Origin of the sequence: Sporofaciens musculi, from assembly GCF_009830285.1 — a bacterium.
In the GTDB taxonomy this organism is placed as follows: domain Bacteria; phylum Bacillota; class Clostridia; order Lachnospirales; family Lachnospiraceae; genus Sporofaciens; species Sporofaciens musculi.
The window spans coordinates 4,013,114-4,038,608 of record NZ_WUQX01000001.1 but is presented as its reverse complement, the minus strand read 5'-3'; the positions used below and the strand labels follow the sequence as shown (position 1 = coordinate 4,038,608).

Here is a 25,495-nt window from a genome sequence, read left to right as displayed (position 1 = left end):
ATAAACTTAACATCTATTTTTTGTAATATATGTCTAAAAATTTTCCAAAAAACTCTTACGAAAAAGTATACTTATTCGTAATGTGTTGTGTTTTATAAGCAAAGAGCGTATTCTTGCAGATTTCATATCATTCAGTATGAAGGAGTAAAGATGCCGCCGGATAAGATATGCAAGACAGTCCATCAGTATAATAAGAAGCCAGTGTCAGAAGGAGATATGCAGAAACTTCTGGATATTGCCGAGGGCTACAGAAAGGTTAAGAACTATGTATATAGCCGGTATGGTGGAATTGGTAGTTTGCCTAAAATATATCCGGGATATACGGTTCAGAACGAGATGACAGCCAGCGGTTACAGGGAGGTTGTAGGACTGCCCTCAGTCTATTTTTATCTTGCGGTCTTTGATGCGTTGGCGGACATTAAGAGCCAGTGGACCAGGACAAAGACGAAGATTGGAAAACTGATCAACAAGAATGGTAGTTTTACGGAAGAAGATAAGCATTATCTTCGCTTTCTGTTAAAGGTCAATAATGCGTTTGAGGCGGTACTGAATCAGAAGCCCATAGAGTTGACTGGGAAGATTCAGAAGCAGTATTGTGAGCTGGCAGGGCAGGTTGATGTGGAACGAATACACCGATATCTGTGCAGAAAGGTGCGAAAATATCATGTGAAGCTCAATACGGATGCAGCCGATGTATTTTCCATAGCAGAGAGGGCGTATCGTTATGCAGACCATGGAATCTATATCTCCACCAAGGAGAAGCGTAAGCGCGTCTTTATTCTGCTGACAGACAATAATCAGTATCAAAGTCAATTACGGATTAAGCTGTATCCAGAGGAAAGCCGCATAGAGATTAAGGCGCCTGTAAATGTAACTGTCCAAAGCCATAAGGATTATATTAATCAGGTAGGTGTGGCTGCTGGATTCTATACGATGCTGACTACAGATGAGGGGCATCGCTATGGGGAAAAATTAGGCAGATACCAGTTGGAGTATTCAGAATGGGTGCGGATACAGACAAGCAGTTATCGCCGCAATAAAGACAATAATCCAGGGCGTAAAAAGTATTATGACAAAAAGCGGCGTCTGGAAGAACGGCTGCACAGTTATATTAATCAGGAACTGAATCGTTTCCTTATTACAGAGAAACCGAAGACGGTCTACATAGTGAGGCTGGCGAAACCACAGGCAGGGGGATACAATAAGGAGATTAATTATTCCGTTGCCCAGTGGCAGAGAGGATATATTCGGAAACGTCTGTGGCAGAAATGCAGGGAGCAGTCGATTGATATTGTGGAAGTTCTGGGGAAAGATATCAGTAAGGTGTGCAGCGAGTGCGGCGAATTTGGAAGCAAAGAAAAGGGGAAGTTTCTGTGCTCCTTGTGTGGGTATCAGTCGGAGGATAAGATTAATACTGCCCGTAATGTGAAGAAGCGGGGGCAGGGAGATGGGAAGCTATATTAGGTCATAAGAACAGCCATTTAGATAAGTTTCGGTGATGAGCCGGGAGTTTACCGTTAAATGGATCACTAGGGAATTATGGAAATTCCCGAAGGGGTTTCAGGACTAAGGGGCAAGTTCATGATAAAGCGGGTATGATATGTACCTGTAATATAAAAATAACTTACGGCATTAGAAGGCAGGAGATAAGTGAATTCTTAAACCTGCGTATTGGGTATGCCAAGACCCTGTGAACATGAAGCACAAGAAGGTCATCAACCAGAGGTTGGTGACATGTATAACGAGGAAGTGTGCTGAGGCACAAGAAGGTCATCAACCAGAGGTTGGTGACATGTATAAGAGGAAGTGTGCTGAGGCACAAGAAGGTCATCAACCAGAGGTTGGTGACATGTCATGAGGTAGCGGGGAGCGAAGCGGAGAATTCTGCATCATCTTTTAGTAAAAGATGACCAATATATTTTATTAAAACATGTAAGTAGTATTCATGATTCAAGGTATAGTATTTGGTTTTAATAAAGTATATGTATCTTATTTAATATAAATCAGGAGATAAAAGTGTCTAAATGAATTATATTATTGTGCAGGCAGGCGGAAGAGGAACACGTCTGGAATATTTGACAAGAAATAAGCCTAAAGCGCTTGTGCCGGTGAATAATCTTCCAATGCTATTCCATCTTTTTCGGAAATACCAGGACAAACATTTTATAATTATCGCAGATTATAAAAAGGAAGTTATGAAAGAATATTTACAGGTATTTGCGGATGTGAAATATCAAATTGTAGAAGCAAGGGGAAACGGAACTTGTGCCGGTATAAAGCAAGCAATTCATTTATTGCCGGAAAAGGAGCCGTTTCTGTTAATATGGTCAGATTTGCTTCTCCCAATGGATTTGAAATTGCCGTCAGGATATGAGGACGGCGAATACTCAAATCCTACGGAAGATTATATTGGTATATCTCAGTCATTTCCCTGCCGATGGTCTTACTTTGCCGGGAGATTTGAAGAAAAAAAATCTTATGATCATGGTGTGGCGGGTTTTTTCTTGTTTACGGATAAAGAGAAAATAAAAGCAGTTCCTGAAAATGGCGAGTTGGTACGTTGGATGCAGAAAAGTAAATTGAAATTTTGTGAAATAGGCTTAGATGGAACAAAAGAATTTGGACTGCTTGAGGAATATAGCAGATTAGAACAAAATAAGTGCCGTCCATTCAATAGAATCACAATCAGAGCAGACCGATTTATCAAAGAGGCTGTTGACAAGCATGGCAGAAAGCTGGCAAAGAGAGAGCGGGAATGGTATAAAAAGGCGGGAGAATTGGGAATTACTGCGCTTCCAAAGATTTACGGAACAGAGCCATTAGAAATGGAATTGATTCAGGGGAAAAATATTTATGAATATCAGTTGTCTTATGAGGAGAAGAAAAAAGTCCTAAAAAAATTGGTGGAAACCTTACAAATCCTCCATAGTAAAGAACAGGTTCCCGCAGATTTATCTGCCTGCAGGGAAGTTTATTTGAATAAAACATTTTATCGTGTCGATAAGATTAGGAATCTTTTACCTTTTGCAAATGAAAAAATATTGTGGTTAATGGAAAAAGATGCAGGAATGTATTTTTTTATATAAAAAGATATTGAATGCCTGATTGAACAGATGGGGTGTGAAAAATTTAGTTTTATTCATGGAGATTGCACGTTTTCAAATCTGATGCTGAGAGAGGATGAAAATCCAGTATTGCTGGATCCGCGGGGATACTTTGGAGATGTTAGATTTTATGGTGATCCGCGCTATGATTGGGCAAAGCTGTATTATTCCATTGTGGGAAATTATGACAGATTTAATTTAAAAGAGTTTCGGTTGGAAATTAGGGAAAGGGATGTGTGTCTTGATATTGTATCCAATCATTGGGAGGATATGGAGAGCTCCTTTTTTAAAATGACTGGTACAAAGCCTGGGGAAATCAAACTGCTTCATGCATTGATTTGGCTGTCGCTGACTACATATGCCTGGCAAGATTACGATTCTGTCTGCGGGGCTTTTTATAATGGATTGTGGTACCTGGAGGATATATTATGATTCGCTATTTTGAGAAGCAGTTAAAAGAGTTTGAACACTCTGTCCACTCTTTGGATGGGCAGATACTTGACCGGTGGGTGAGGGAAGCGGTAGAAGTATTAAAAAGAGACAATAAAATTGTGGTGTCAGGTTTGGGGAAAAATGTTCCGATTTGTGAGAAGTTTGTAGGGTCAATGGTTTCAATCGGGCTTGACGCGTGCTTTTTACATACCAATTCAGCTATACATGGCGATATGGGAGTGGTAAAAGCGGGGGATATGGTGATTTTGCTTTCAAAAAGTGGCGAGACGGAGGAATCTATTCTGCTTACAAGGCTTCTGAAAAAGCGAAAGGTGAATATGTGGCTGTTGACTTTTTCCGGAGAAAGTACGTTGACGAAGGAAATTGAGAACAGCGTCATAGTTGAGTTGGAACATGAGGGAGATTTGTGGAATATCATGCCTAATAATTCTACTACATTAAATTTGATTATTCTGCAGGGCTTGGCAATGCAGATTGCGGATATGCTTGGGCTGGATATAGAGAGCTTCAGACAGAATCATCCGGGTGGGTATATTGGAAAGACGTTATATGAAAACGTCATTAAATAATTTAGGAGTATGGAGGATAGTATTTGGAACTAAAAAAATTTTATGAAGGAAAAAAAGTTTTTATTACGGGACATACAGGCTTCAAGGGTTCTTGGCTATGCAAGGTTTTGTTGGAATGGGGGGCTCAATTATGTGGATTTTCCATAGGGACTCCAACATCCCCCTCTCTATTTGAACTGTTGGAACTTTCTGAACATATAAAATCTGTATCAGGCGATATACGCGATAGGGTTCAGGTATTAAAGGCGGTAGAAGCATTTGAGCCAGATATTGTATTCCATCTTGCGGCACAGCCAATTGTACTGGAAGCATATAAAAATCCTGTTTACACCTATGAAACGAACGTGATGGGAACTGTAAATATTCTGGAAGCTGTAAGGAATTGTAATAGTGTAAAGTCAGTTATTAATATTACAACAGATAAAGTATATAAAAATAATGAATGGTACTGGGGGTATAGAGAAGACGATGTATTAAATGGTTTTGATCCTTACTCAAATTCAAAATCTTGCTCAGAGTTGGTTACGTCAAGCTACATAAATTCATTTTTTTCTGAGAAAAATCTTGCAGTATCAACCGTAAGAGCTGGTAACGTAATTGGCGGGGGAGACTTTGCGGCAGACCGAATTCTTCCAGATGCATACAGGGCAGCTTGTGAACGCAGAAATGTTATTATACGTTCACCATATTCCGTAAGACCATACCAACATGTACTGGAGCCTGTTTTTGTATATTTGGCACTTGCAGCAGAGCAAACAAGACATTTTGAAATTGCTGGATGTTATAATGTTGGACCTGATTACAAAAATTGTGTTACGACTCTTGAAATTGTGGAATTATTTTGTCGCAAATGGGGTTCAATCAAACCAGAATATATTGAAAGAGATATGCCGCATGAAGCACAGTTTTTGAGGTTGGATTGTTCTAAAATTAAAAATGTTCTTCATTGGAAGCCTATCTGGGATGTTGATGAAGCGGTCTCCAGGACTGTTGATTTATATAAGTTGATTGCAGATGGAAAGCAGATAGAAGATAGGATGATTGAACAGATTACAGAGTATCAGGATTTATTATTTAAGGAAAAAGTAGGATGCATATAAGGAGGTGCTAAATAATAGTGAGTAGGATTAAAGCTATATTGTTTGATATGGATGGGGTGTTGATTGATGCAAAAGAGTGGCACTATGAAGCACTAAACCAAGCATTAAAGCTGTTTGGGTGTGAGATTTCCAGATTTGACCATGTTCATACATTTGATGGGCTGCCAACAAAAGATAAATTAGAACTCCTTGGAAGAGTTTCCTATTTGCCAACAGAGCTGCATGAATTTATAAATCAACTGAAACAGCAATACACAATGGAAATCATTACACAAAAGTGCAAGCCATTATTTCAGCATGAGTATGCGTTGTCAAGGTTAAAAAGGGAAGGCTACCTTTTGGCGGTATGTTCCAATTCTAAAAGAAAAACCATTATTGAAATGATGGAAAGAGCAGAACTGCTGGAATATTTAGATCTTATTATGTCAAATGAGGATGTTGAAAAGGCGAAACCGAATCCAGAGATTTATATTACAACAATGAAAAAATTGAATCTTCAGCCTGAAGAATGTCTGATTTTAGAGGACAATAAAAATGGAATAGCTGCTGCAATAGCATCAGGCGGGCATTTACTGAAAATAGATACGGTTTATGATGTAAATTATACAAATATTAGAACAAAACTACAAAGTATTTGAAATATGGAGAGAACAGATGATACATATTATGATTCCAGCATGTGGAAATGACCAGAAGTTTCTTGAAAATTACTGGCCGAAGAATGTAACAGAAGTGAACGGAAAGGTAATGATACAATATGCAGTAGAAAATTTTAACTCTATTCCAGATAAGAAATTTATATTTATATTAAATGAAAAAGAATGTATTCGTTTTCATACGGACAATATGGTTTCTTTGTTGTCAGAAGAAAATGCCAATATTATTACACTACAGAATGAAACAGGAGGAGCATTATGTACTTGTTTGATGGGAATAGAGCTTATAAATAATGATGACGAGCTGTTAATATCAAACAATGACCAAAAATTTGACTGTGATTTGTTTGAGATTATACAGGATTTTCGTCAAAAAGATGCGGATTGTGGTGTAGTTTGTTTTGAGTGTATTCACCCACGTTGGTCATTTGTGCGCGTAGAAAATGATCTTGTAATAGAAACCGCTGAAAAGAGGCCTATCTCAAAAAAGGCAATAGCAGGAGTTTATTACTTTAAAAAAGGAAAAGATTTTGTCGAGACTGCTAAGAAAACGATATTAAAAGGACAGCAATATGATGGCAGATATTTTATATCTACAGCTATAAATGAGATAATCCTGCAAGGTAAAAAAGTAGTCAGCTATACGGTAGAAAAAGAGCAATACCATACTTTTTATGAGCTAAAGCAAATCAAAAAATACGAACAGGAGATGCGAAGAAATGAGAATTATTGCACATAGGGGATGGTGGCAGAATAATAAAGAAAAAAACAGTATGATTTCGTTTCAGAAAGCATTTTTAAACGGATATGGAGTAGAAACAGATTTACGAGATTATTGTGGTCAACTGGTAATATCGCATAATGTTGCAGATTGTAATAGTGTGCTTAGTGAGGAATTATTTGAATTATATCGGCAATATGGCAATAATGTTCCATTGGCATTAAATATTAAGTCTGATGGTATTCAGGATATTCTTAGAGAACAACTAGAAAAGTATAAAGTTACCAATTACTTTGTGTTTGATATGTCTGTTCCAGAAATGGTGATTTATAAACAAAAAAATTTTCAGTTTTTTACGAGAAGCAGCGACATTGAAAAGGAATGTGTATTATATCAGGATGCTTCAGGAATATGGATGGACACTTTTTATGACGATGACTGGAAATTATTTGATTCGGCTAAGGAGGGGTTGAATGCCGGAAAGTGCGTTGCGGCTGTATCACCGGAATTGCATGGAAAGTCCAGGCAAAAAATGTGGGACAGGATTAAACAGGAGCACATGAACACGGAAGAAGCTTTTTATCTCTGCACAGATTATCCAGAAGAAGCCAAATATTTTTTTGAAAAGGAATAATAAGAATATGAGATGTGAAAGAATCGAAAATATGAAAAAAGGATGGTTCGTAGGTAATTTTGAACCGTCTCTCTTTAAAACAAATGACGTTGAAGTAGCAGTAAAAAAATACAGTACAGGTGATTATGAAGAAGCACATTATCACAAGATTGCCACGGAAATTACTGTCATTATGTCCGGACGGGCAAAGATGTTTGGAACAGAATGGCAGGCAGGGGATATCGTAATTGCAGAGCCTGGAGATATTACTGATTTTACAGCATTAGAAGACACTGTAAATACTGTTGTTAAAATTCCGGGGATGAATAATGATAAATATTTTGCAGAAAAGGAAGATGAATAATGATAAATATTGTAGTGCCAATGGCAGGGAGAGGAAGTCGATTTGTAAAAGCCGGATATAAGATGCCGAAACCACTGATTGATGTTCATGGGAAATATATGATTGAGGTTGTAACAAAAAACATTATGCCCGAATGCGAGCATCGGTTCATATATTTATGTCTGCAGGAACATTTAGAACAGTTTGAATTGGAAAGTTATCTGCAACAGATTTCTCCGGGGTGTCTTATTATCCCAGTTAAAGAGGTAACAGAAGGAGCAGCATGTACGGTTCTTTTGGCAGAAGAATACATTGACAATGAAGATAATTTGATGATTGCGAATTCAGATCAATATGTAGATATAGATATTAACGAATATCTGAATTCGGGGAAGAACTATGATGGATTCATCATGACTATGAAGGCAGACGATCCCAAATGGTCTTATATAAATTATGACGAACAGAACTTAGTAAAAGAAGTCAGAGAAAAAGAAGTGATATCCAATGAGGCCACAGTCGGTATTTATAATTTTACTAGAGGATGTGATTATGTAAAGTTCGCTCATGAAATGATAGATGCCGGGGAGAGAGTGAATGGTGAATTTTATGTTGCGCCGGTATATAACCGCTATATTAAGAGTGGAGGAAAAGTTTCTTTCTTCAATGTTGGAAGGGAAGATAAAGGGATGTACGGATTAGGCATACCGGAAGATTTGGAACGTTTTTTGAGTAACCCGGAATTTAAGAGGATATAGTGATGAACATTTTGATAACCGGCGGAAAGGGATATATCGGACAGTATCTTGCACAGTATTTTTCAAATGAAAATGTGTTTGTTACAACAAGAACTCCCAGAACTGCGTTAGAAAGAAAGATGATTCTTTCTGATGAAAAAACAATAAAAGGTGTTTGTGAAGGAATAGATGTTGTGATTCATACGGCATCTATGGATGAACGGGAGATTTTGAAGAAACCGAAAGAAGCACTATTGATAAATGCTTTTGGAACAAGAGAGCTATATCTGGATGCGGCAGTATGTAAAGTGAAGAAGTTTTTATATCTTTCTACATTTCATGTGTATGGAACGGTGGAAAAGATGGTTACAGAAGAAAGCAGGACAACTCCGATTTCGGACTATGCCCTAACGCATTTATTTGCGGAACAGTATATCAGGCAGTTACATGCCAGTAACACAATGCAGACATCAATTCTCAGACTTACAAACGGGATTGGGCTTCCTGGGAATGAAGTGGATAAATGGTATCTTGCAGTAAATGATTTCTGCAGGACTATTGTACGAGAAAAGCAGATTGTATTAAAGTCCAACGGACTTCCAAGAAGAGATTTTATAGCAATTCCTGATATCTGTAGTGCAATTAAATTTTTGCTGAATTTAGAGGAAGAATTTGGAGTCTACAATATAAGTTCTCAAAAAACAGTGAGTATCAGGGAAATTGCATTTATGGTAAAAGAGATTTATCAAAAGATGACCGGAGAGGAAGCAAAACTGAGCCTTCCAGAAGTAAGCAAAGAGGAAGTAGAAAGCATAAAGGATTTTACAGTTTCTTCTCAAAAGCTGCGCAAGATAGGATGGGAACCAAAAGAAACATTGGAGAAAACCATAGAGAATATCTTGAAACACGAATTGGAAATGAGGAAAAAAATATGAAAGTGGTGATACTTGCAGGAGGATTTGGCACTCGCATTTCAGAAGAAAGCAAGTTCAGGCCAAAACCTATGATTGAAATCGGAGGACGGCCTATTCTCTGGCATATTATGAAATATTATTCCAGTTTTGGGTTTCATGAATTTATAATTTGCTGTGGATATAAAGGCGAGTTAATTAAAGATTATTTTGTAAATTACCAGTCGTATAATTCTGATTTTACCATTGAACTGAAAAATAACATGCTAACTATGCATAAAATACCGAATGAAGACTGGAAAGTGACACTGGTTGATACCGGTTTAAATACTATGACAGGCGGCCGAATTAAAAGAATCGAACAGTTTATAGACAGTGACAATTTCATGCTTACATATGGCGACGGCTTATGTGATGTTGACCTTAACAGTTTAGTTGATTTTCACATGAGACATGGGAGAATGGCGACAATTACGACTGTAAAGCCGGAAGGACGTTTCGGAATTCTTGATATACAGAAAGAAATGATTACAGATTTTCGAGAAAAATCGTCAAATGATATGGGATGGATCAATGGAGGTTTTATGGTATTAAATAAGACGATATTCCGTTATATCCAAGATGATAAGACTGTTTTTGAGAGAGAACCATTGGAAAAGGCAGCGTATGAGCATAAACTGGCAGCATATAAACACAATGGATTTTGGCGTTGTATGGATACTCAAAGGGACAAAGAAATTTTGGAAAAAATGTGGGAAACTGGAAAACCCCCTTGGAAAAATTGGAATGTTTGAAGGAGAAATATATGAGTCAAAAGTTTAGCTTTGAAAAGCTCAATCTTGAAGGTGCCTTTCTAATAAACCCTTTTGAAGCAGATGATGAGAGAGGGTATTTTTGAAAGATTATTCTAAAGAGATTTTTGAAAAAATAATATTAAACACGATTTGCAGGAAGTTTTCTATACATATTCAAAGCCAGGAGTCATTCGTGCAATTCATTTTCAAAAAATTATGCAGCAGCCTAAATTAGTTCGCTGTGTGTCGGGAGAAGTATTTGATGTGATTGTGGATTTAAGAAAAAAATCTGATACTTTTGGGAAATGGCAAGGAGTTTGGATGTCGGGAATAAATAAAAAAGAAGTGTTTGTTCCGGCAGGATTTGGGCATGGTTATCTTGTGATAAAAGAATCCATTGTATCGTATAAATGTGCTCAAAAATTTTATGGAGAATATGACGATGGAATTATATGGAATGATCCGGAGCTTGGAATTGAATGGCCCATTGAAAAAGTAGAAACGATTATTTTGTCTGAAAAAGACAAGAAGTTACAATCATTTAAGGATTTTAAAGAACAGAACGAAGGAGGATTCGTTGTATGAAATCACCACAAGATATGCGGATTATTCAGATTGATATAACCAATGCATGTTTTCATAGATGCTCAAATTGTACACGCTTTTGCGGCCATCATAAAAAACCGTTCTTTATGGACTTTGAAACGTTCAAGAGAGCAGTAGATTCTTTTGAGGGATATCGGGGAACCGTAGGGATTATGGGAGGCGAGCCTACACTCCATCCGCAGTTTTCGCGCTTTTTGGAATATTTAAACGAGCATAAATATTATCCGAAATCTGAGAATCTATTGGTCAGACCAGCAAAAAATTTTATGAAAGTGGTTGCTCAGATGGAGCAGAATAGTACGTTTATCAATAAAGAGCATGGAATTGAACGAAATTGTGTGCTTGGATATGGATTGTGGTCTGCTTTAAGTGATAAATATAGAGAGTACTATGAGTTAATACAGGATACGTTTAATTTTCAGGCATTGAATGACCATACGAATATCATGTATCATGCGCCGATTATGATAAGACGTAAGGATATGAATATACCGGATGATAAATGGATGGAAATAAGGGATAATTGTTGGGCACAGAAAGAATGGAGTGCAACAATTACTCCGAAAGGGGCTTTTTTTTGTGAGATCGCCGGTGCGTTGGATATGCTGTTTGACGGGCCGGGAGGATGGAAAATTGAGCCGGGGTGGTGGAAACGCACGCCGGAGCAATTTGGAGATCAGCTTCAATGGTGTGAATTGTGCGGAATTGCGCTGAACACCTTTACCAGAGATGCGAATGAAGAAATGGATGATATGTCTGCATGGTGGCATGATAGATTGAAGGAATTGGGAAGTCCTAAGATTGAAAATGGCATGATGAATGTACTAGAGATATCTGATGAAGGGAATATTTTGGAAAAAAGCAAGTTCGGTGTAAAACCTGTGAGAAAGCAGTCTTATTTAGACGGTTATTTTGCGCGTTTCAATGAAAAAAACGACTGGTTAAATCCAAAAGGATTTATCAAATGTACGCTGCTTAAAGAGGATAAGATTGGAGAGAAAATTGTTGAGGCGATTTCTCAGACGAAAAAAGGTGAATTTATTGTTTTGATGACGGAAACAGCAGAATTAAAAGATTCTTTTGATGATTATCTGAAGCAGTATGTATTAAATCCAGGCAGTATTTTAATTACTGATGACAGATATGATTTACAGGAAGAATTGGGAGACGGAATACTGGCGGTGTTCTCACCAGAGGCCAGTGCAGTAAAACGTGCTACATATCCGATATTACGGGATATAAATGGGGTGACAGAGTTTGTAGAGCTTTATGATAAAAATAAACAGATTCCATTAATTAAAAAAAGCTTTGACAGTTCAGAATATAAGATTGAAAAAAATGTGACGTATGCTCTTTACGGTGCAGGACAAAGCGCTAAAAATATTTATGATTCCTTTGTGAAAGAACAGATTAAATTTATATGCGATTCTGATTGTAATAAATGGGGAAATGATTTTCTGGGATATCAGATTGTTTCACCAGAAGAATTATGGGCAAGAAGACAGGAGTTTGATAAGATTTTTGTAAGTAGTATTTACTTTTATGAGATAAAGACGTATTTAATGGAACTTGGGTTTAAGGAAGAACAGATTGTTACCAGCTTAATGATAATGTAAAAGGAAGGGATTCATATGTATTCTCCGGTAGTGGTATTTACTTATAATCGATTTGAGGAAATAATGAAGGTAATGGCAGCCCTTGCCCAAAATATTGGTGCAGATAGGACGGATGTTTATGTTTTTTCCAATGCACCTGTTTCAGAAGTAAAAGGTGATTACCAAAAGGTCCAAAAGATAAGGGATGGGTTAGGACAATTTTGTAATTCATTTCATACATATACTGTAATATACAGAGAAAAAAATGAAGGTTCCAATACGAATATGTATGATGGAATTTGTCAGGTGATCAATAAGTATGGGCGTGTTATCGTGCTGGAAGATGATATTGTGACCGCTCCAGCCTTCCTTCCTTTTATGAATCAGGCGCTTGAACGCTTTGAAGATGATGAGGAAGTGTTCAGCATCTGTGGTTATAATCCGGTAACTATGGAGAGTCAATTACAGGGAGATAGTTTTAGCTACGATGTGTTCCGCAGTTGGGGATGGGCAACATGGAAAAGATGTTGGAATTCTTTTTCTATGGTGGAAGACAAAGATATTATATCAAAAATTGATTTAAGGAAAGCGCACACCGAAGCTATGATGTATACCTGCGGTTTCCAGAGGGATATTCCATATCCTGAGAATGGTTTTATAAAATTTTTGGACTATAGACTTACACGAAAACAGATGGCTCTTAGGAAGACTGTCATTTATTCAAAAAAGTCTCTTTGCGATAATATTGGTATGGATGGAAACGGACTTACAACTTTGGAATGTAGTACTTACTGTAATGAAAACTTTGATCCAAAAGATAGTACTACAGTTTTTGCGTTATCAAAAGAGAAGTTGGATATTGACAGCGATAGGAACTATTTTTTCAAATTTCGCAAAGAAGAATTTGTTGTTCAGGCATATGAAAAAACAAACTTTGACAGGAATACCATGTATTTGAATATGTACTATGGATTATCTCGACTACTGGCAAAAAAAGATGTAGATAGACGAGAAGTCTTTGATATATATTTTTCAGAGAATGGTTGGAAGAAAGTTGCAATCTTTGGTTGGGGGGCTGCGGGGAAATTGTTATATACGCTGCTTGAAAATACATCAGTTCACGTTTCTTATATCATTGACCGCAGGGATATTTCCAGAGAGGTTAGCGTACCATTTTTTCATCATCCAGTAGGTGCGCCCATGGTAGATGCCATGTTAATTACAGCATTAAAGGATTTCTGGGATATAGAAGAACAATTATACGGACAGGTACCTTTTCCATTAATCAGTATGGATGACGTTGTAAATGAATGTTTAAGAAAGGCAGACAAGCAGGAAAAAGATGAATCAGAAACATATTAAAATGAGGAAAGATGGTATAAATTCCTGGCTAGGAGAAAGAAGGATGCGGGTGAAGCAAATTATAGGCATTTCTCAAAAGCAGGTAGAATTGACGAAGAGAATTTTGAAAGCACGTGAATTTATCAATGATCTCCCTGATGATAAGACTATTTTAATATGTGCAGATGATGCACATATTCATTATATGTTCCGTTTTACCAAACTTGCGGAAAAAAATATTTTTGGATTTATAGATGGATATGAAAATAAGAATGTATACGATTCTTTTGGAGAATATAAGAGATATCCAGTATTTTCTCTCGAAGAACCAGAATGGAAACAGTCAGAATGTGTTTTGATAACAGCCTCTGAAGATTGTTCTTTAGGAAAGGAACTGAAAGAATATGGATATGAAGGAAAGATTTTTTATCTTTATGAGGAAAAGGAGGTAATACCATTTTTCTGTATTCAGAATCCGATATTAAGAAAAATGGGACTTTTACAAATGAAATTGCAAAATCTGTTCTTAGAGAGGTGTGCAGTCTTCCGGAAGAATATTGGTTTGGAATGATTGAAAGAATTGATAAGATAAACAATATTTTAGATAAATGCGGTGATGGGCGTATATTGGTATACTGTGTAGGCGGTCATACGAGATGCCTGTTTGAATATACAGATATAAAATATAAGAATGTAGTAGCGTTTGCCGACCGCAAAGAGCGATCTTTCTGCGGTGTAAATGTACGTAATGTTACAGCAGAGAATTTTGAAGATATTGATTATATCATAATTTCTTCTTTTGGATTTCAGTCAGAAATTGAAAGATATTTGATTAGCATTGAATGCAAGATAAAATTGTAAAATTATATGACATGTCGGATACTGGAACTTTTTATGAAGCACCTAATGTTTGCGCACCAGATATACCAGCATCATTTAGTTGTTCCCGAAATGGAATGTCTATGGCAGATCTTTACGCTTCTGTCGAGTGGTCATCCGGAAGTTTATCAGAAAATTCCGAGTATCTGGTGACGTATAATCTACTTAAAAACCAGATTATAGACGAAGGGGTTGTTCATAATAAAAATGAACGGGAAGTAATCGAAGAAAAGAATTACGGTGAGGCTAATCGTCAGACTGCAATTGTTATTCAGGGTCCGGTTGTATATGAAGATGATTTTACGTTTAGGACAATTTGTTGGTACAGTATCGTATTTCCAGAAGCAAAGATTATTTTATCTACATGGGAAGAAGAAAAAGAATGTTCCCAATTTGAAAGTTTTTACAAACTTCCAATCGACATTGTGCTTAGTAAGCCGCCGCAGGAAAAGGGAGTCTTGAACGTAAACTATCAGGTGAAATCTTCTTATGCAGGGATTATGCGTGCGAAAGAACTTGGATATAGATATGTGATGAAAACAAGAACGGATTTTCGACTATATGCAGATGATTGTATTTCATATCTTTATACACTGACAAAGATGTTTCCGGCAAAAGGGATTTCGCGAAAAAGGATTGCAGTTTTACAGCCTTTTCTTGATATTGCATATTATATTCCCGATTATATTTTATTTGGGGATACTGAGGATATGCTAAACTTCTGGGACACAGGAACACCTTATCCGAATCATACAGATGGCATGAATCCAGAAATGCTGATGTTTACGCGTTATATCAAAAGTCTTGGCAGTTATGTAGATAATCCATTAGAGAATTTGAAGGATTATGTAGACATGCTTTGTAGGGAATTTATCATTGTGGATCCATCTGTCTATAAATACTATTGGAAAAAGTATTCTTATGAGGGAAGTGTTCTGTATCAGGTAAGTACCAATCGGCTGACAGCAGCAGATTGGTTTAGCAGGCAGGTTATTTTGGAAGGAGAATAAGTAACATGTACAGTAAAAAAATCGGTGATATGACAAGAGGATGGTTTGTAGGCAATTTTGAACCAACTGCGTATGAAACAAATGATGTGGAGGCTGCGGTCAGAGTATTGGAAAAGGGATATTGTGAACAGAGGCATTTGCATCGTGTTGCAGCAAAAGTTATTGTGGTCTTGTCCGGCAGGCTGAGAATGTTTGAAAAAGAATGGGTAGAAGAAGATATTATCGTTATGGAGCCAGGAGATATATCTTCCATAGAGGCACTGGAAACCTCCAGAATCGTCATGATGACGTTACCAGGCATAAAGAATGATAAAGTATATGTGGATTTACAAGATGTCACTGAAGGAGGGCAAAATTTACAACGGATATACGATGCAGAGAGCGTCAGAAAAATATTAAATATAATGGGCAGATTGCTGGAATTTTCATACCTTGGAACTAAAGATGGGGATGGGATTGAAAAGACAGAGCAGGATTATATACAAATGCAGAAACAGGCATACGAAAATCCAGAGGTATCCCCGGAAGATATCGTGGGTCAATATGAATGGCATGAAGAATATCCATATGAAACTTTTCTGTTATATAAAAATGGAGATATCAGAAAACCCATTTTTGAAAATACCAAAGATAAGGCAGCGCTTGACTTTGCATGCGGACCTGGAAGAATGGTAAAACGAATGATGAAAGTGTTTCAAAAGGTAGATGGATGTGATATTTCCAGCAGACTGATACAGGAGGCAAAAGAAAGAGTTCCAGAAGCTGATTTTTATGTGACGAATGGAAACGACTTAGGAGATGTCCCTTTAAATCATTATGATTATATTTATTGTACCATATCCATGCAGCATATAGCCAGCTATCAAATCAGACAATGTATTTTGAAGAATATGAATCAGGCATTAAAAAAAGGAGGGAAAATAGTACTCCAAATGGCCTATAATCCAGCTTTTCCATATGTGAAGGAAAGAGAACAGTATCTGATTAATGATAAACAAGTCCGGATATATGAAAAGGATGATATGGCCGATTATTTTGGAAATGATTTTGATGCTAAAAAGACGAATGGGTTATACGATGTTGGAATCGGAGAGAATGATTTGCCGAAAATAAAAGAGGATTTTTCAAGGAATTTTTCAAATGTCACAGTTTGGTTCAGCAATGTGAGAAATTATTATAATAATTTAAATGGACGGAAACATTCAGAATATTGGGCAACCGATTGGGTATATATCTATGCAGAAAAAAGCGAAAGTATCAGTTTTAATTAATAACCATAATTATGGTACATATATAGGAGATGCAATTGAATCCGTATTAAATCAAAGTTATAGGAATTTTGAGCTTATTATTGTAGATGGGGCATCTACAGACGAATCCAGAAAAATTATTATGTCTTATGTAGAACGGTTTCCAGACTTGATTACTGCAGTTTTTAAACCTTCCAGCGGACAAGCAGCAGCAATAAATGTTGGTTTTCACCTTAGCAGAGGAGATATTATAGCATTTCTGGATTCCGATGATTACTTTTATGAAAATAAGCTGGAGAGGATTGTCTCGCTGCACGAACAGTATGATTTTGTAGGTAATGCCAGAAAAGCTTTAAATTACCGTAAAGAACTTACGGATGTGATCGCACCGGCTGATGAATACGAACAGAGGCCGTTGCTGTTTCATAAATATGGGTATATCTATACTTATAATTTGATTACTTCCTGTATATCCGCAAAGAGGGAACTGCTCACTAAGATTTTGCCTATGCCAGAGGAAGATTATATTACTTTTGCAGACTGTTATGTAAAGGTTATGGCGCAGTATTACAGTAACATTAAATATTTGAATGAACCATTAACCTTTTATCGTATTCATGATTTACAGGAAACATTATCTTTTGATAACTTTCTTAAGCTTAATCAATTTGTGGAACGGCTTTATGACAGAGTTTTCCGGGATATTAACTGTGTATTGCAGGAACGTGGAGAAGAAGTGATTCCTCCTTTAAATGCAGAAAATTTTAAACAGGCTTTTGCGATTGCGAATCCTAAGGCAGATATTCGTGAAGGAGAAAATTATGTGATATTTGGTGCTGGAAACAACTCCTACAAGGTACAGAAATATCTGAAACTATTGGGAGGAAAGTGCCTTTATATGGTAGATTCAAATCCGAAAAAATGGGGAACGTTATGGAATGATATATCTGTGATCTCTTTTGATGAATTAGTGAAAAAGCGTAGTGAATTTCACAAAATTATCATTGCATCTCCATATTTCCGAGAAATGGAACAAACTTTGTTTGATTTAGGCATGAAGTCAGATATAGATTTTATTACGATTCAAAGTTTTCCAAATGATTAAAAATTTTGGTAGTTAGAGTAATTGCTTGAGGTAAATTGAGATGAAGTCACCGAAGGATATGAGGATTATTCAGATAGATATTACAAATGCGTGTTTATATCAGTGCTCAAATTGTACAAGGTTTTGCGGCCATCATAAAAAAAATTTTTTTATGGATTTCACAACTTTTATACGTGCGGTTGATTCAATGGAAGGATATCATGGAACGATTGGCGTTATGGGCGGTGAGCCTACGCTGCATCCGGAATTTGAGCGATTTACAAGGTATTTACACGCACATCTTCCGAAAGGGGTTCGGAAAGAAAAACTTTCTTTGACGAGACCGCAAAAAGATTTTATTGAGTCTGTCTTATTAGAAAACAAAATAAATTCAGAGGTATACCAATATGAAACTGGAGCTAGGGAGACAGTAGCTGGAGCGGGGCTTTGGTCTGCAATGGTCCCAACGTACAAGAAGTATTATGAGCTAATACAGGATGTATTTAAAATGCAGGCGGTTAATGATCATGGAAATACCATGTATCATTCTCCGATTTTAATTAGCCGTAAAGATTTGGGGATACCAGATGAACAGTGGTTGGAGATCCGTGATCATTGTTGGGCACAGGATATTTGGAGTGCGTCGATTACGCCCAAGGGAGCATTTTTTTGTGAAATTGCAGGGGCGTTAGATATGTTGTTTGACGGGCCGGGTGGCTGGCCTATTGAAAAAGGATGGTGGAAACGCACACCAGAACAGTTTGGAGATCAACTTCGGTGGTGTGAATATTGCGGCATAGCAATCGAGACATATACAAGGGATGCCAATGATTGGATTGATGACGTATCAGAGAGTATGTATAAAAAACTGGAAGAAATAGGAAGTCCTAAATTAAAGAAGCCAGGAAGGATTAATTTAGTCAGAATGAAAGACGGAATCATTGATCAAGAAAGCAAAGTAGGGGTAAAAGAGATACGAAAGGAACTTTTTTACGACAGCTTTGCGTCAAGATTTGACGGAAAGAAGTCAGTTCTGTTTCCAGAAAGATTTGATACAGTTGTAGTATTAGAGCATAATCAAAAAATAGGTGAGATAGAGAAGTGGATAAAAGAACAGGGAAGGCAGTTTAAGAAGATATTTTTTATTACGGATTCTGAATATATATATAGGGAACTTCAGAAGTTATACATTGAAAATCAGCAGATACATGTTTTGAAAAGTCATAAAATCTGGGGAAATTCTTTTGCATATGCAATACGGCATTGCCATGATTTTCAGCCTATTTGGTATTTTTCAGATTTGTTATATTTAAAAGAAGAATTTTATGAGGATATCAGAAATTCCGTGATTAATCCAGGGACGCTACATTATATAAATTTGGAAAAACATAGTAGTGATATCTTAGAAACAGATTCAAACTCTGGGTGTATTGCAATGTATCACAAAGAAGCAGAGGCATTGAAAGAAGCTGGAATTGACTTTATTTCAAATGCGGCTGGGTTTGATGAGATACTAAAGATTTGGAATCCTGAGAAAATTATAAAGATGTCTTTTGAAATGATTGAGGATACTTCGGTTATGCGTATACAAAATGACAAAGTATATGCAGTTTATGGGGCTGGTAAAACAGGATATTCTGCATTGCAGCAAATACGGGAAAGTAATTCAAAAGCTATATTCTTTGTAGATACCGATTCTAAAAAGTGGGGAAAATATATTGAGGGTATACCGGTTGCAGCGCCGCAGGAATTAGTGACGAGAAGAAAAGAGTTTTCGCAGGTTGTTATTGCAAGTACTTATTTTAAGGAGATAAAAGAGAAACTGGAAAGTTTGGGATTTACGTCGGATGATTATGTGATTTACGAATAGATATTTTTTTGAAGAGGCAATACATGAAAATTATAATATATGGACTTGGGGAAGAAGGAATTTTAGTAAAAAGGGCATTAAAGAAGAATCATCAAATAGTGGGGTTTACAGATAGTTATGCTGATATAAATAGATGGGGAGGGGTAAGATATATTAGAAATGAAAAACTTAAGATTATAAACTTTGATTTTATAATTATTGCATTGAAGAATAGATTTGCTTCTGAAAAGGTCAAAAATGAGTTAATTACAAAGCATTTGATTAGTGAAAGCAAAATTATTGATTTTTTCCCAACTTTTTACAGAACAAAAAGTTGATAAAATACTAACTGCAAACACAAAAAAGTGTACTGGAATTATATTAGGTATCAGTCATGCATTATGTGGAATTAATCCTGAGTACTTAAGTGGAAAATGGTATAATCTGGCAGTAGGAAGTGAGGATATTTACTATCATAAGAAAGTATTGGAAAAATGTATAAATGCTTATCCGAGAATAATTCAGGATTTACAATATGTAATATTAGATTTATACGATTATACAATATTCAATTATGATGTCAGCTTATCAACAGCGATTATAAAATATTGGGGAAATGGAGGAATTATGGAGGATAGGCACCACTATGAACAAAATATAAATTTTGTTCAAGATGCCGAAATAGAAATGGAGAAAAGTGGATATTATGTTCCAGTGAATGATGAGTATTTACTAAAAATAAGAGATGAACTGTTTAATAAAGAAGTAATTTATAAAGAATTGGATAATTTTTTTGTGAAACGAGAATTTGGTGTTTTAGGATATAAGGATTACCCTTTAACACCGCAGATAAATATGTCGATAGAAAAATTCCCTTTTCTTCCATCAAATTTATACTCTATACCAAGTAAGAGATATAAGGAAACGATTCAAGAGAATATATACCATTTTCATCAAATTATTAATACAGTAAAAGGTATTAATCCAGGTATAAAAGTTATACTGCTGTTGATGCCAAGATATATAGTGTTGGAGGAATATCATAGAATAATGCTAAGTTCCTATAAAGATGAATTTGAACAAGCAGTAAAAACAGTAACAGATAATAATATTTTTTTATGGGATTTTAAGAGTGTAGAAGCTATTTCAAAAAATCCACATTTCTATATGGATCCTGCTCATCTAAACTACTCAGGAGCAATAGCATTTACCTGTATGTTAGATGAGCATATTAAAAAGATCGTTTAAAAGTATAGCAGGGATTGAAAGAAGATGGATAAAAATAAAGTTAAGTTATCATTTGAAACCTATATTAAAGAAGCTGATAAAATATGGTTTACTACATATGATCATAATGGACTGTATTGCAAACGGAGTGGGAATAAAGATGCTGTTTTAGTGGGCATAGTTCCTTATGAAAGAAGATATGCTCTTCGACTATATGCATCTATGAAAAATATGGAAATAATATTTTTTTAGTTCCTTTTTTTGCTAATGAAATAGCTGTTTATAATACTGTTTCAAAGATTTTTACAAAACTTCCTTTGAAAAAAATCGACGAATTCGGTCAGAAAAAGTTGGCAAATGAGAACGCCAAATTTTGGTGTAGTGAAGTTTATGACGGTTTTCTTTTTTTGCTTCCGCATAACTATCCTGCTATGGTAATCATTAATATGCGTACATTAGAAATTAATTATGTGTCTAATTTTATTAATGAATTGGAATTGCAGAGTGTGAACAATGAAGCATATATAACGGATGTGTGTGTGGAAAATGAAATTGCGTACTGTTCTTGCGGATGTGCACAAATTATTGTAAAAATTAATATGAAAAGTAGAAATGTTACAATTTGTAAGATCCCAATTTGTGGGAATGGATTTAACGGAATACTGAAGTTAGGAACTCATATTTGGCTAACGCCACGGATAAAAGGCGGTGTAGTATGTTATTGTATTAAGAGAAATACTGTAACTTTATATGAAAAATACCCAGATGGTTTTACAGCGAGCTATGTTCCTTTTCACACGTTATATCAATGTGAAAAAGGGATTATTTTATTTCCTAATTTATCAGATCAATTTATATTACTGAATATTAAGACTGGGGAGATGGAGAATATAAAACATGTGTCTGATTTAATCAGTGGAGATAAGATAGAAGATACATATGGTTTCGATAATACAATGGCATATTCGATAGACGGCAAAACGATATCTTTTATGTCAGGTAAAGATTACAGCTTTTACAGGGTCAATATAGATACTGGAGAGTTTTACAAAACTGAGTTTTATACAACAAATGTATATCCCCAAAAACGATTTCTTTCATTAGGAAACCTGAGCTTATGGGAGTGTGATTTGATTGGAGAAAGCGAACCCTTCGATAGTTGTATGTTTATAGAATATATAAAGGAACGGCATAGATTGAGGAATGATGAAGATAAATTTTTAGGTGCAGAAGGAAAGGAAATATATGCGAAGCTTGTTGGAATATAGTCAGTTAATAAAAAAACATTATGAAGGCCCGCTGAGAATATATGGCGCAGGAATTGGCGCCTATTATTTAGCAAGAGATATTTTGAACAATCATAAGAAGTTTACGGTCGAGTGCTTTATGGTATCTGATGAAAGCGTTAATATTTCAGGATGCTTTGGAATACCGGTAAAGTCCTTTGATGAATGTCAGCAGGGTAAAGAGATTCCTGTTATTGTCGGTACACTTGAATGGCTGCATGAAGAAATTGTCCATCTGCTTGTTCAATACGGATTTGAAAATATATTTGTTTTGAAAGATGAGGAATACTTAAAAATAAGGCAGAAAAATCCGGATACTGATGCAGATGTTCTTTTTAGCACTCATAAGGTATTAATCGCTGAACAGCAGCTTTTGCTAAATCAACAGCAAATGATTTTTAACATGCAGGTGATGGCGGAAAAATTACGTGAAATAGAGATTAAATTATGGAAGAATCCGATCTTATTTGAAAAAAATGGAGCGTATCATAATGAAAGTTATGTGAAAGACTTTAAAATACTTAGAGAAAATGAAGAATTTGACAATATGATAAATGCTTTAGTTAAGAAGTTAGATACAGAAAGTCGTTGTGAAGTTTATCGAATTATTCATCGTTTACATCAATTATGTGATGAAAAAGAGATTTTTCTTACAAAGGATGAGGAACAATATACGGAAGAAATGCGGGAAGCTTTGGATAATGAAACTTTTGAACTGGGGAACAGAATTGTTTGTGGGAAATATATTCTGCCAGGAGGAATACATATCGAACCTGCTGTATTTTACTATAAAAATGGTATTGAACAGTTGAGATATAAGGAAAAGGTGGGGAAGAAGGCAATCATAGATGCCGGTGGATATATAGGTGACAGCTCCTTGATATTTTCTGAGAATTTTGATGGAAAGATATATTGCTTTGAATTTGAAAAAAATAATCTCTTAAGTATAGAAGATGTGATTGAGTGGAACGGTCTAAAAAATGTAATTCCGGTTGATATGGCTCTTACAGATCAGACCGGAGAAATGGAGGTTTTTATAGGGACAGTGTCTAACTGTTCTTATAATTCAATTAATAATTTTGGGAGAGGATTAGAATATAAAAAAGAAAAAGTTCCTTGTATTACACTGGATGATTTTGTGTATGAAAACAATTTAGAGGTCGGTCTGATTAAAGCAGATGTAGAGGGCTGTGAGAAGCAGTTGATATTGGGGGCGGTAAACACAATTAAGGAACAGCATCCTACGCTTATGATTAGCATTTATCATAGTATAGATGATTTGTTTACAATTAAACCATTAATTGAAAGTATATATAGTGAATATGATATGAAAATATTCAGACCTGTTTTACCATATTCCTTTATTGAGGAAACACTTCTTATCTGTGAGCCGAAGTGTTAATTTTAAGAAGGTGATAGGATTCCTATGTTAGTACCAGTTTATAATAGACAGAAAATGGAGCGATTAGAGCAATTAATATTAACAGTAGATTTTGTGCTTTTTTTCCTACATACAAAAGATATACAGTTTTTGCAGCAGGGAATATGTTTAGAAAATATAGAGAAGAATATTTTTGTTATACCAGGCAATAACTGTTGTTCATGCTGTGACGCACCCTTTATAAAAAGGATTTCTAAAGAAAATACAGAGAAGTTAATTAGATTATACTATATGTATGAATTTACAGATAATTTCTCTATGATTACAGATGACAATACATCTTTCCCCAATATTTTCAATTATGTAGAAACAGGTCTGCTGACGCTTCAGGAAGCATGGCAGGCCTTGCTTAGTTAGAGGGATAACAATTCATGGATAAGATGCACTATGAAGAAATGGTCAGGAATTTGGATAATCTGGAAAAAGAGGCTTTGTTGAAAGACAAAGCCATATATTTGTTTGGCCACTGTAATGCAACGGAGGCTTTGATTGATTTGCTCATAGAACGGGATTATAAAATCCATGGCATTTTGGACAATAATATATCAAAGCACGGAACAAGCTACAGAAATATTCCTATATTGCCGCCAGATACCGTATTGGAAGCAAATACAGAGCATACAATAGTTTTCATTGCGGCAAGGGCTTATTCGTCCATGGCAAAACAACTAAAAACCCTTGGGTTTACAGGACGTATAGAAAAGCTGGTAGATTACAATTCATATGCAGAATATTCCCTATCAGAAGAAACCATCAGGAGAAAAGGACAGCGTATTGAGCGTGGTCTTGCATTGAAGCAGAAACTGGAAAGGAAGTACCCAGAGCATTTCAAAATACTGTGTCCTTTTTCTGCGCTGGGAGATGTTTTTTTTGCCATGTCATACCTGCCCCATTTCCTGAAAAAAAGAAGCATAGAAAGATATGTTGTTTGTGTTATAGGAAATGCCTGTGCTGAAGCAGTGTCTCTATTTGATGGAGTTTTGGCAGAGAAATACGACCAGAAGGATATGGACGAGTTGGTACAAGCCTGTCTTTATACGCAGGATTCCCATTTTTTTATTGCCCATCAGGATAGGCCGTATGTGGTAAATCTCCACAAAGCTTTATATGTAAAATGTATTCCCTTAGAGAAAATCTATTGCTGCGGAGTGTTTGGTCTTTTGGAGGATACCAGGCCAATCATGCCTACAGGGATGAAGGCGTATCCCAAATTGTGTGATATTAACAAAGGAGGCGCAGTTGTTTTTTCGCCTTATGCAAAATCTGTCACAACACTGTCCAAGGATTTTTGGGATAAAGTTGTCCAGGATTATAAGAGAAAGGGGTATCAATGCCTTACCAACGTAGCAGGGGATGAACAGCCCTTGGATGGTACTGAGGCAATAAGCCCTCAGATTTCAGAGCTACAGTCTGTAGCCGAGTATGCAGGTACATTTATTGGAATCAGGAGCGGACTCTGTGATATATTAAAGTACGCAAGATGTGAAAAAACAGCATTGTATCCGGATTATAATTATTGCGATACGAAATGGAAAGCAATAGATATGTACGCCATAGAAGGATGGAATAATCTTGTTGTAGGAGATGAATATTTAGAAAGACTGCGCACAGGGGATACGGTCTGCATCCATCCAGATGGGGAAACCCTGCAGAATATACGGGAATAAAAATTTGGATAGAGTGGGTTGTAAAACAGCTTCTTCGTGTTATACTGAATAACATAAGCGCTAATGATTCAGGAGGGAATAGATGTATAAGAATATCGAAAAACAGAAGTGTTTGAAACTTAAGGATATGGTGGAGTACCAGACTGGCCAGGTGGTCAGCAGGACATTGGTTCAGAATTCCTCCGTCAGTATGACGATTTTTTCTTTAGGATGTACCCCATGCTGTATTTGGAGAAGAACGATTTAAGATGCAGCTTAT

The 25,495-nt window shown here is 36.1% G+C and carries 29 protein-coding genes; all 29 read left to right on the top strand.

What is annotated here, in order from left to right; all coding sequences use genetic code 11:
- The first annotated feature begins 150 nt into the window (after window positions 1-150).
- The 29 genes from GN277_RS20615 to GN277_RS20480 all read left to right on the top strand — a co-directional run bounded on the left by GN277_RS20615 (window position 151) and on the right by GN277_RS20480 (window position 25,483).
- Window positions 151-1,464: a zinc ribbon domain-containing protein gene (locus GN277_RS20615; protein ID WP_159753154.1), complete on the top strand. Its 1,314-nt coding sequence runs from the start codon at window positions 151-153 to the stop codon at window positions 1,462-1,464.
- A gap of 560 nt (window positions 1,465-2,024) precedes the next feature.
- Window positions 2,025-3,086 carry a nucleotidyltransferase family protein gene (locus GN277_RS20610; RefSeq protein ID WP_244324814.1) on the top strand — a complete coding sequence of 354 codons (1,062 nt, stop codon included), beginning with the start codon at window positions 2,025-2,027 and terminating at the stop codon, window positions 3,084-3,086.
- A 27-nt stretch (window positions 3,087-3,113) separates the two neighbouring features.
- Window positions 3,114-3,536 (top strand): aminoglycoside phosphotransferase family protein, encoded by a 423-nt coding sequence (locus tag GN277_RS30470; RefSeq protein ID WP_244324813.1) that lies wholly within the window; start codon window positions 3,114-3,116, stop codon window positions 3,534-3,536.
- Window positions 3,533-4,126, top strand: coding sequence for an SIS domain-containing protein (locus GN277_RS20605; RefSeq protein WP_159753152.1), 594 nt, complete (start codon window positions 3,533-3,535; stop codon window positions 4,124-4,126). The genes GN277_RS30470 and GN277_RS20605 overlap by 4 nt, the downstream gene beginning before the upstream one ends.
- 23 nt (window positions 4,127-4,149) lie before the next feature.
- On the top strand, window positions 4,150-5,226 hold the full coding sequence (gene rfbG / locus GN277_RS20600) for a CDP-glucose 4,6-dehydratase (protein WP_159753150.1): 1,077 nt from the start codon (window positions 4,150-4,152) through the stop codon (window positions 5,224-5,226).
- Between the two features lie 17 nt (window positions 5,227-5,243).
- Complete coding sequence (locus GN277_RS20595) at window positions 5,244-5,864, top strand: HAD family hydrolase (RefSeq protein ID WP_244324812.1); 621 nt, start codon at window positions 5,244-5,246, stop codon at window positions 5,862-5,864.
- Between the two features lie 16 nt (window positions 5,865-5,880).
- Window positions 5,881-6,621 carry a glycosyltransferase family 2 protein gene (locus tag GN277_RS20590; protein ID WP_159753148.1) on the top strand — a complete coding sequence of 247 codons (741 nt, stop codon included), beginning with the start codon at window positions 5,881-5,883 and terminating at the stop codon, window positions 6,619-6,621.
- Complete coding sequence (locus GN277_RS20585) at window positions 6,602-7,237, top strand: PI-PLC domain-containing protein (RefSeq protein WP_159753146.1); 636 nt, start codon at window positions 6,602-6,604, stop codon at window positions 7,235-7,237. Before GN277_RS20590 ends, GN277_RS20585 begins: the two co-directional genes overlap by 20 nt.
- A gap of 31 nt (window positions 7,238-7,268) precedes the next feature.
- Window positions 7,269-7,580 (top strand): cupin domain-containing protein, encoded by a 312-nt coding sequence (locus GN277_RS20580; RefSeq protein WP_244324811.1) that lies wholly within the window; start codon window positions 7,269-7,271, stop codon window positions 7,578-7,580.
- Window positions 7,580-8,317 (top strand): glycosyltransferase family 2 protein, encoded by a 738-nt coding sequence (locus GN277_RS20575; RefSeq protein WP_159753144.1) that lies wholly within the window; start codon window positions 7,580-7,582, stop codon window positions 8,315-8,317. Before GN277_RS20580 ends, GN277_RS20575 begins: the two co-directional genes overlap by 1 nt.
- Before the next feature lie 2 nt (window positions 8,318-8,319).
- Entirely contained in the window at window positions 8,320-9,231 is a 912-nt protein-coding gene (locus GN277_RS20570; protein ID WP_159753142.1) for an NAD-dependent epimerase/dehydratase family protein, read from the top strand.
- Window positions 9,228-10,001 carry a glucose-1-phosphate cytidylyltransferase gene (gene rfbF, locus GN277_RS20565; RefSeq protein ID WP_159753140.1) on the top strand — a complete coding sequence of 258 codons (774 nt, stop codon included), beginning with the start codon at window positions 9,228-9,230 and terminating at the stop codon, window positions 9,999-10,001. Before GN277_RS20570 ends, rfbF begins: the two co-directional genes overlap by 4 nt.
- Before the next feature lie 150 nt (window positions 10,002-10,151).
- Window positions 10,152-10,586, top strand: coding sequence for a dTDP-4-dehydrorhamnose 3,5-epimerase (gene rfbC, locus GN277_RS20560; RefSeq protein WP_244324810.1), 435 nt, complete (start codon window positions 10,152-10,154; stop codon window positions 10,584-10,586).
- Window positions 10,583-12,223 (top strand): radical SAM protein, encoded by a 1,641-nt coding sequence (locus GN277_RS20555; protein ID WP_159753138.1) that lies wholly within the window; start codon window positions 10,583-10,585, stop codon window positions 12,221-12,223. Before rfbC ends, GN277_RS20555 begins: the two co-directional genes overlap by 4 nt.
- A gap of 63 nt (window positions 12,224-12,286) precedes the next feature.
- Complete coding sequence (locus tag GN277_RS20550) at window positions 12,287-13,564, top strand: hypothetical protein (protein WP_159753136.1); 1,278 nt, start codon at window positions 12,287-12,289, stop codon at window positions 13,562-13,564.
- Window positions 13,545-14,114, top strand: coding sequence for a hypothetical protein (locus tag GN277_RS20545; RefSeq protein ID WP_159753134.1), 570 nt, complete (start codon window positions 13,545-13,547; stop codon window positions 14,112-14,114). The genes GN277_RS20550 and GN277_RS20545 overlap by 20 nt, the downstream gene beginning before the upstream one ends.
- Window positions 14,111-14,404, top strand: a complete 294-nt coding sequence (locus GN277_RS20540; RefSeq protein WP_159753132.1) for a hypothetical protein — start codon at window positions 14,111-14,113, stop codon at window positions 14,402-14,404. Before GN277_RS20545 ends, GN277_RS20540 begins: the two co-directional genes overlap by 4 nt.
- A 95-nt stretch (window positions 14,405-14,499) precedes the next feature.
- The gene (locus tag GN277_RS20535) at window positions 14,500-15,432 is read left to right on the top strand and encodes a WavE lipopolysaccharide synthesis family protein (RefSeq protein ID WP_204162767.1); all 933 of its coding nucleotides are present in this window, start codon (window positions 14,500-14,502) and stop codon (window positions 15,430-15,432) included.
- Window positions 15,433-15,437: 5 nt separating this feature from the next.
- Window positions 15,438-16,703 (top strand): methyltransferase domain-containing protein, encoded by a 1,266-nt coding sequence (locus GN277_RS20530; RefSeq protein WP_159753128.1) that lies wholly within the window; start codon window positions 15,438-15,440, stop codon window positions 16,701-16,703.
- Window positions 16,669-17,787: a glycosyltransferase family 2 protein gene (locus tag GN277_RS20525; protein WP_159753126.1), complete on the top strand. Its 1,119-nt coding sequence runs from the start codon at window positions 16,669-16,671 to the stop codon at window positions 17,785-17,787. Before GN277_RS20530 ends, GN277_RS20525 begins: the two co-directional genes overlap by 35 nt.
- A gap of 151 nt (window positions 17,788-17,938) precedes the next feature.
- Window positions 17,939-19,636, top strand: coding sequence for a nucleoside-diphosphate sugar epimerase/dehydratase (locus GN277_RS20520; RefSeq protein WP_159753124.1), 1,698 nt, complete (start codon window positions 17,939-17,941; stop codon window positions 19,634-19,636).
- 23 nt (window positions 19,637-19,659) lie between these two features.
- Entirely contained in the window at window positions 19,660-19,953 is a 294-nt protein-coding gene (locus tag GN277_RS20515; protein WP_159753122.1) for a hypothetical protein, read from the top strand.
- On the top strand, window positions 19,901-20,863 hold the full coding sequence (locus tag GN277_RS20510; RefSeq protein WP_159753120.1) for a hypothetical protein: 963 nt from the start codon (window positions 19,901-19,903) through the stop codon (window positions 20,861-20,863). Before GN277_RS20515 ends, GN277_RS20510 begins: the two co-directional genes overlap by 53 nt.
- Before the next feature lie 24 nt (window positions 20,864-20,887).
- Window positions 20,888-21,094 carry a hypothetical protein gene (locus GN277_RS20505; protein WP_159753118.1) on the top strand — a complete coding sequence of 69 codons (207 nt, stop codon included), beginning with the start codon at window positions 20,888-20,890 and terminating at the stop codon, window positions 21,092-21,094.
- Window positions 21,095-21,192: 98 nt separating this feature from the next.
- On the top strand, window positions 21,193-22,110 hold the full coding sequence (locus GN277_RS20500) for a hypothetical protein (RefSeq protein ID WP_159753116.1): 918 nt from the start codon (window positions 21,193-21,195) through the stop codon (window positions 22,108-22,110).
- Complete coding sequence (locus GN277_RS20495; RefSeq protein ID WP_159753114.1) at window positions 22,088-23,530, top strand: FkbM family methyltransferase; 1,443 nt, start codon at window positions 22,088-22,090, stop codon at window positions 23,528-23,530. Before GN277_RS20500 ends, GN277_RS20495 begins: the two co-directional genes overlap by 23 nt.
- A 24-nt stretch (window positions 23,531-23,554) precedes the next feature.
- On the top strand, window positions 23,555-23,926 hold the full coding sequence (locus GN277_RS20490; protein WP_159753112.1) for a hypothetical protein: 372 nt from the start codon (window positions 23,555-23,557) through the stop codon (window positions 23,924-23,926).
- A gap of 14 nt (window positions 23,927-23,940) precedes the next feature.
- On the top strand, window positions 23,941-25,236 hold the full coding sequence (locus GN277_RS20485) for a hypothetical protein (RefSeq protein ID WP_159753110.1): 1,296 nt from the start codon (window positions 23,941-23,943) through the stop codon (window positions 25,234-25,236).
- A gap of 82 nt (window positions 25,237-25,318) precedes the next feature.
- The gene (locus GN277_RS20480; protein WP_322101265.1) at window positions 25,319-25,483 is read left to right on the top strand and encodes a hypothetical protein; all 165 of its coding nucleotides are present in this window, start codon (window positions 25,319-25,321) and stop codon (window positions 25,481-25,483) included.
- The last annotated feature ends 12 nt before the right edge of the window (window positions 25,484-25,495 follow it).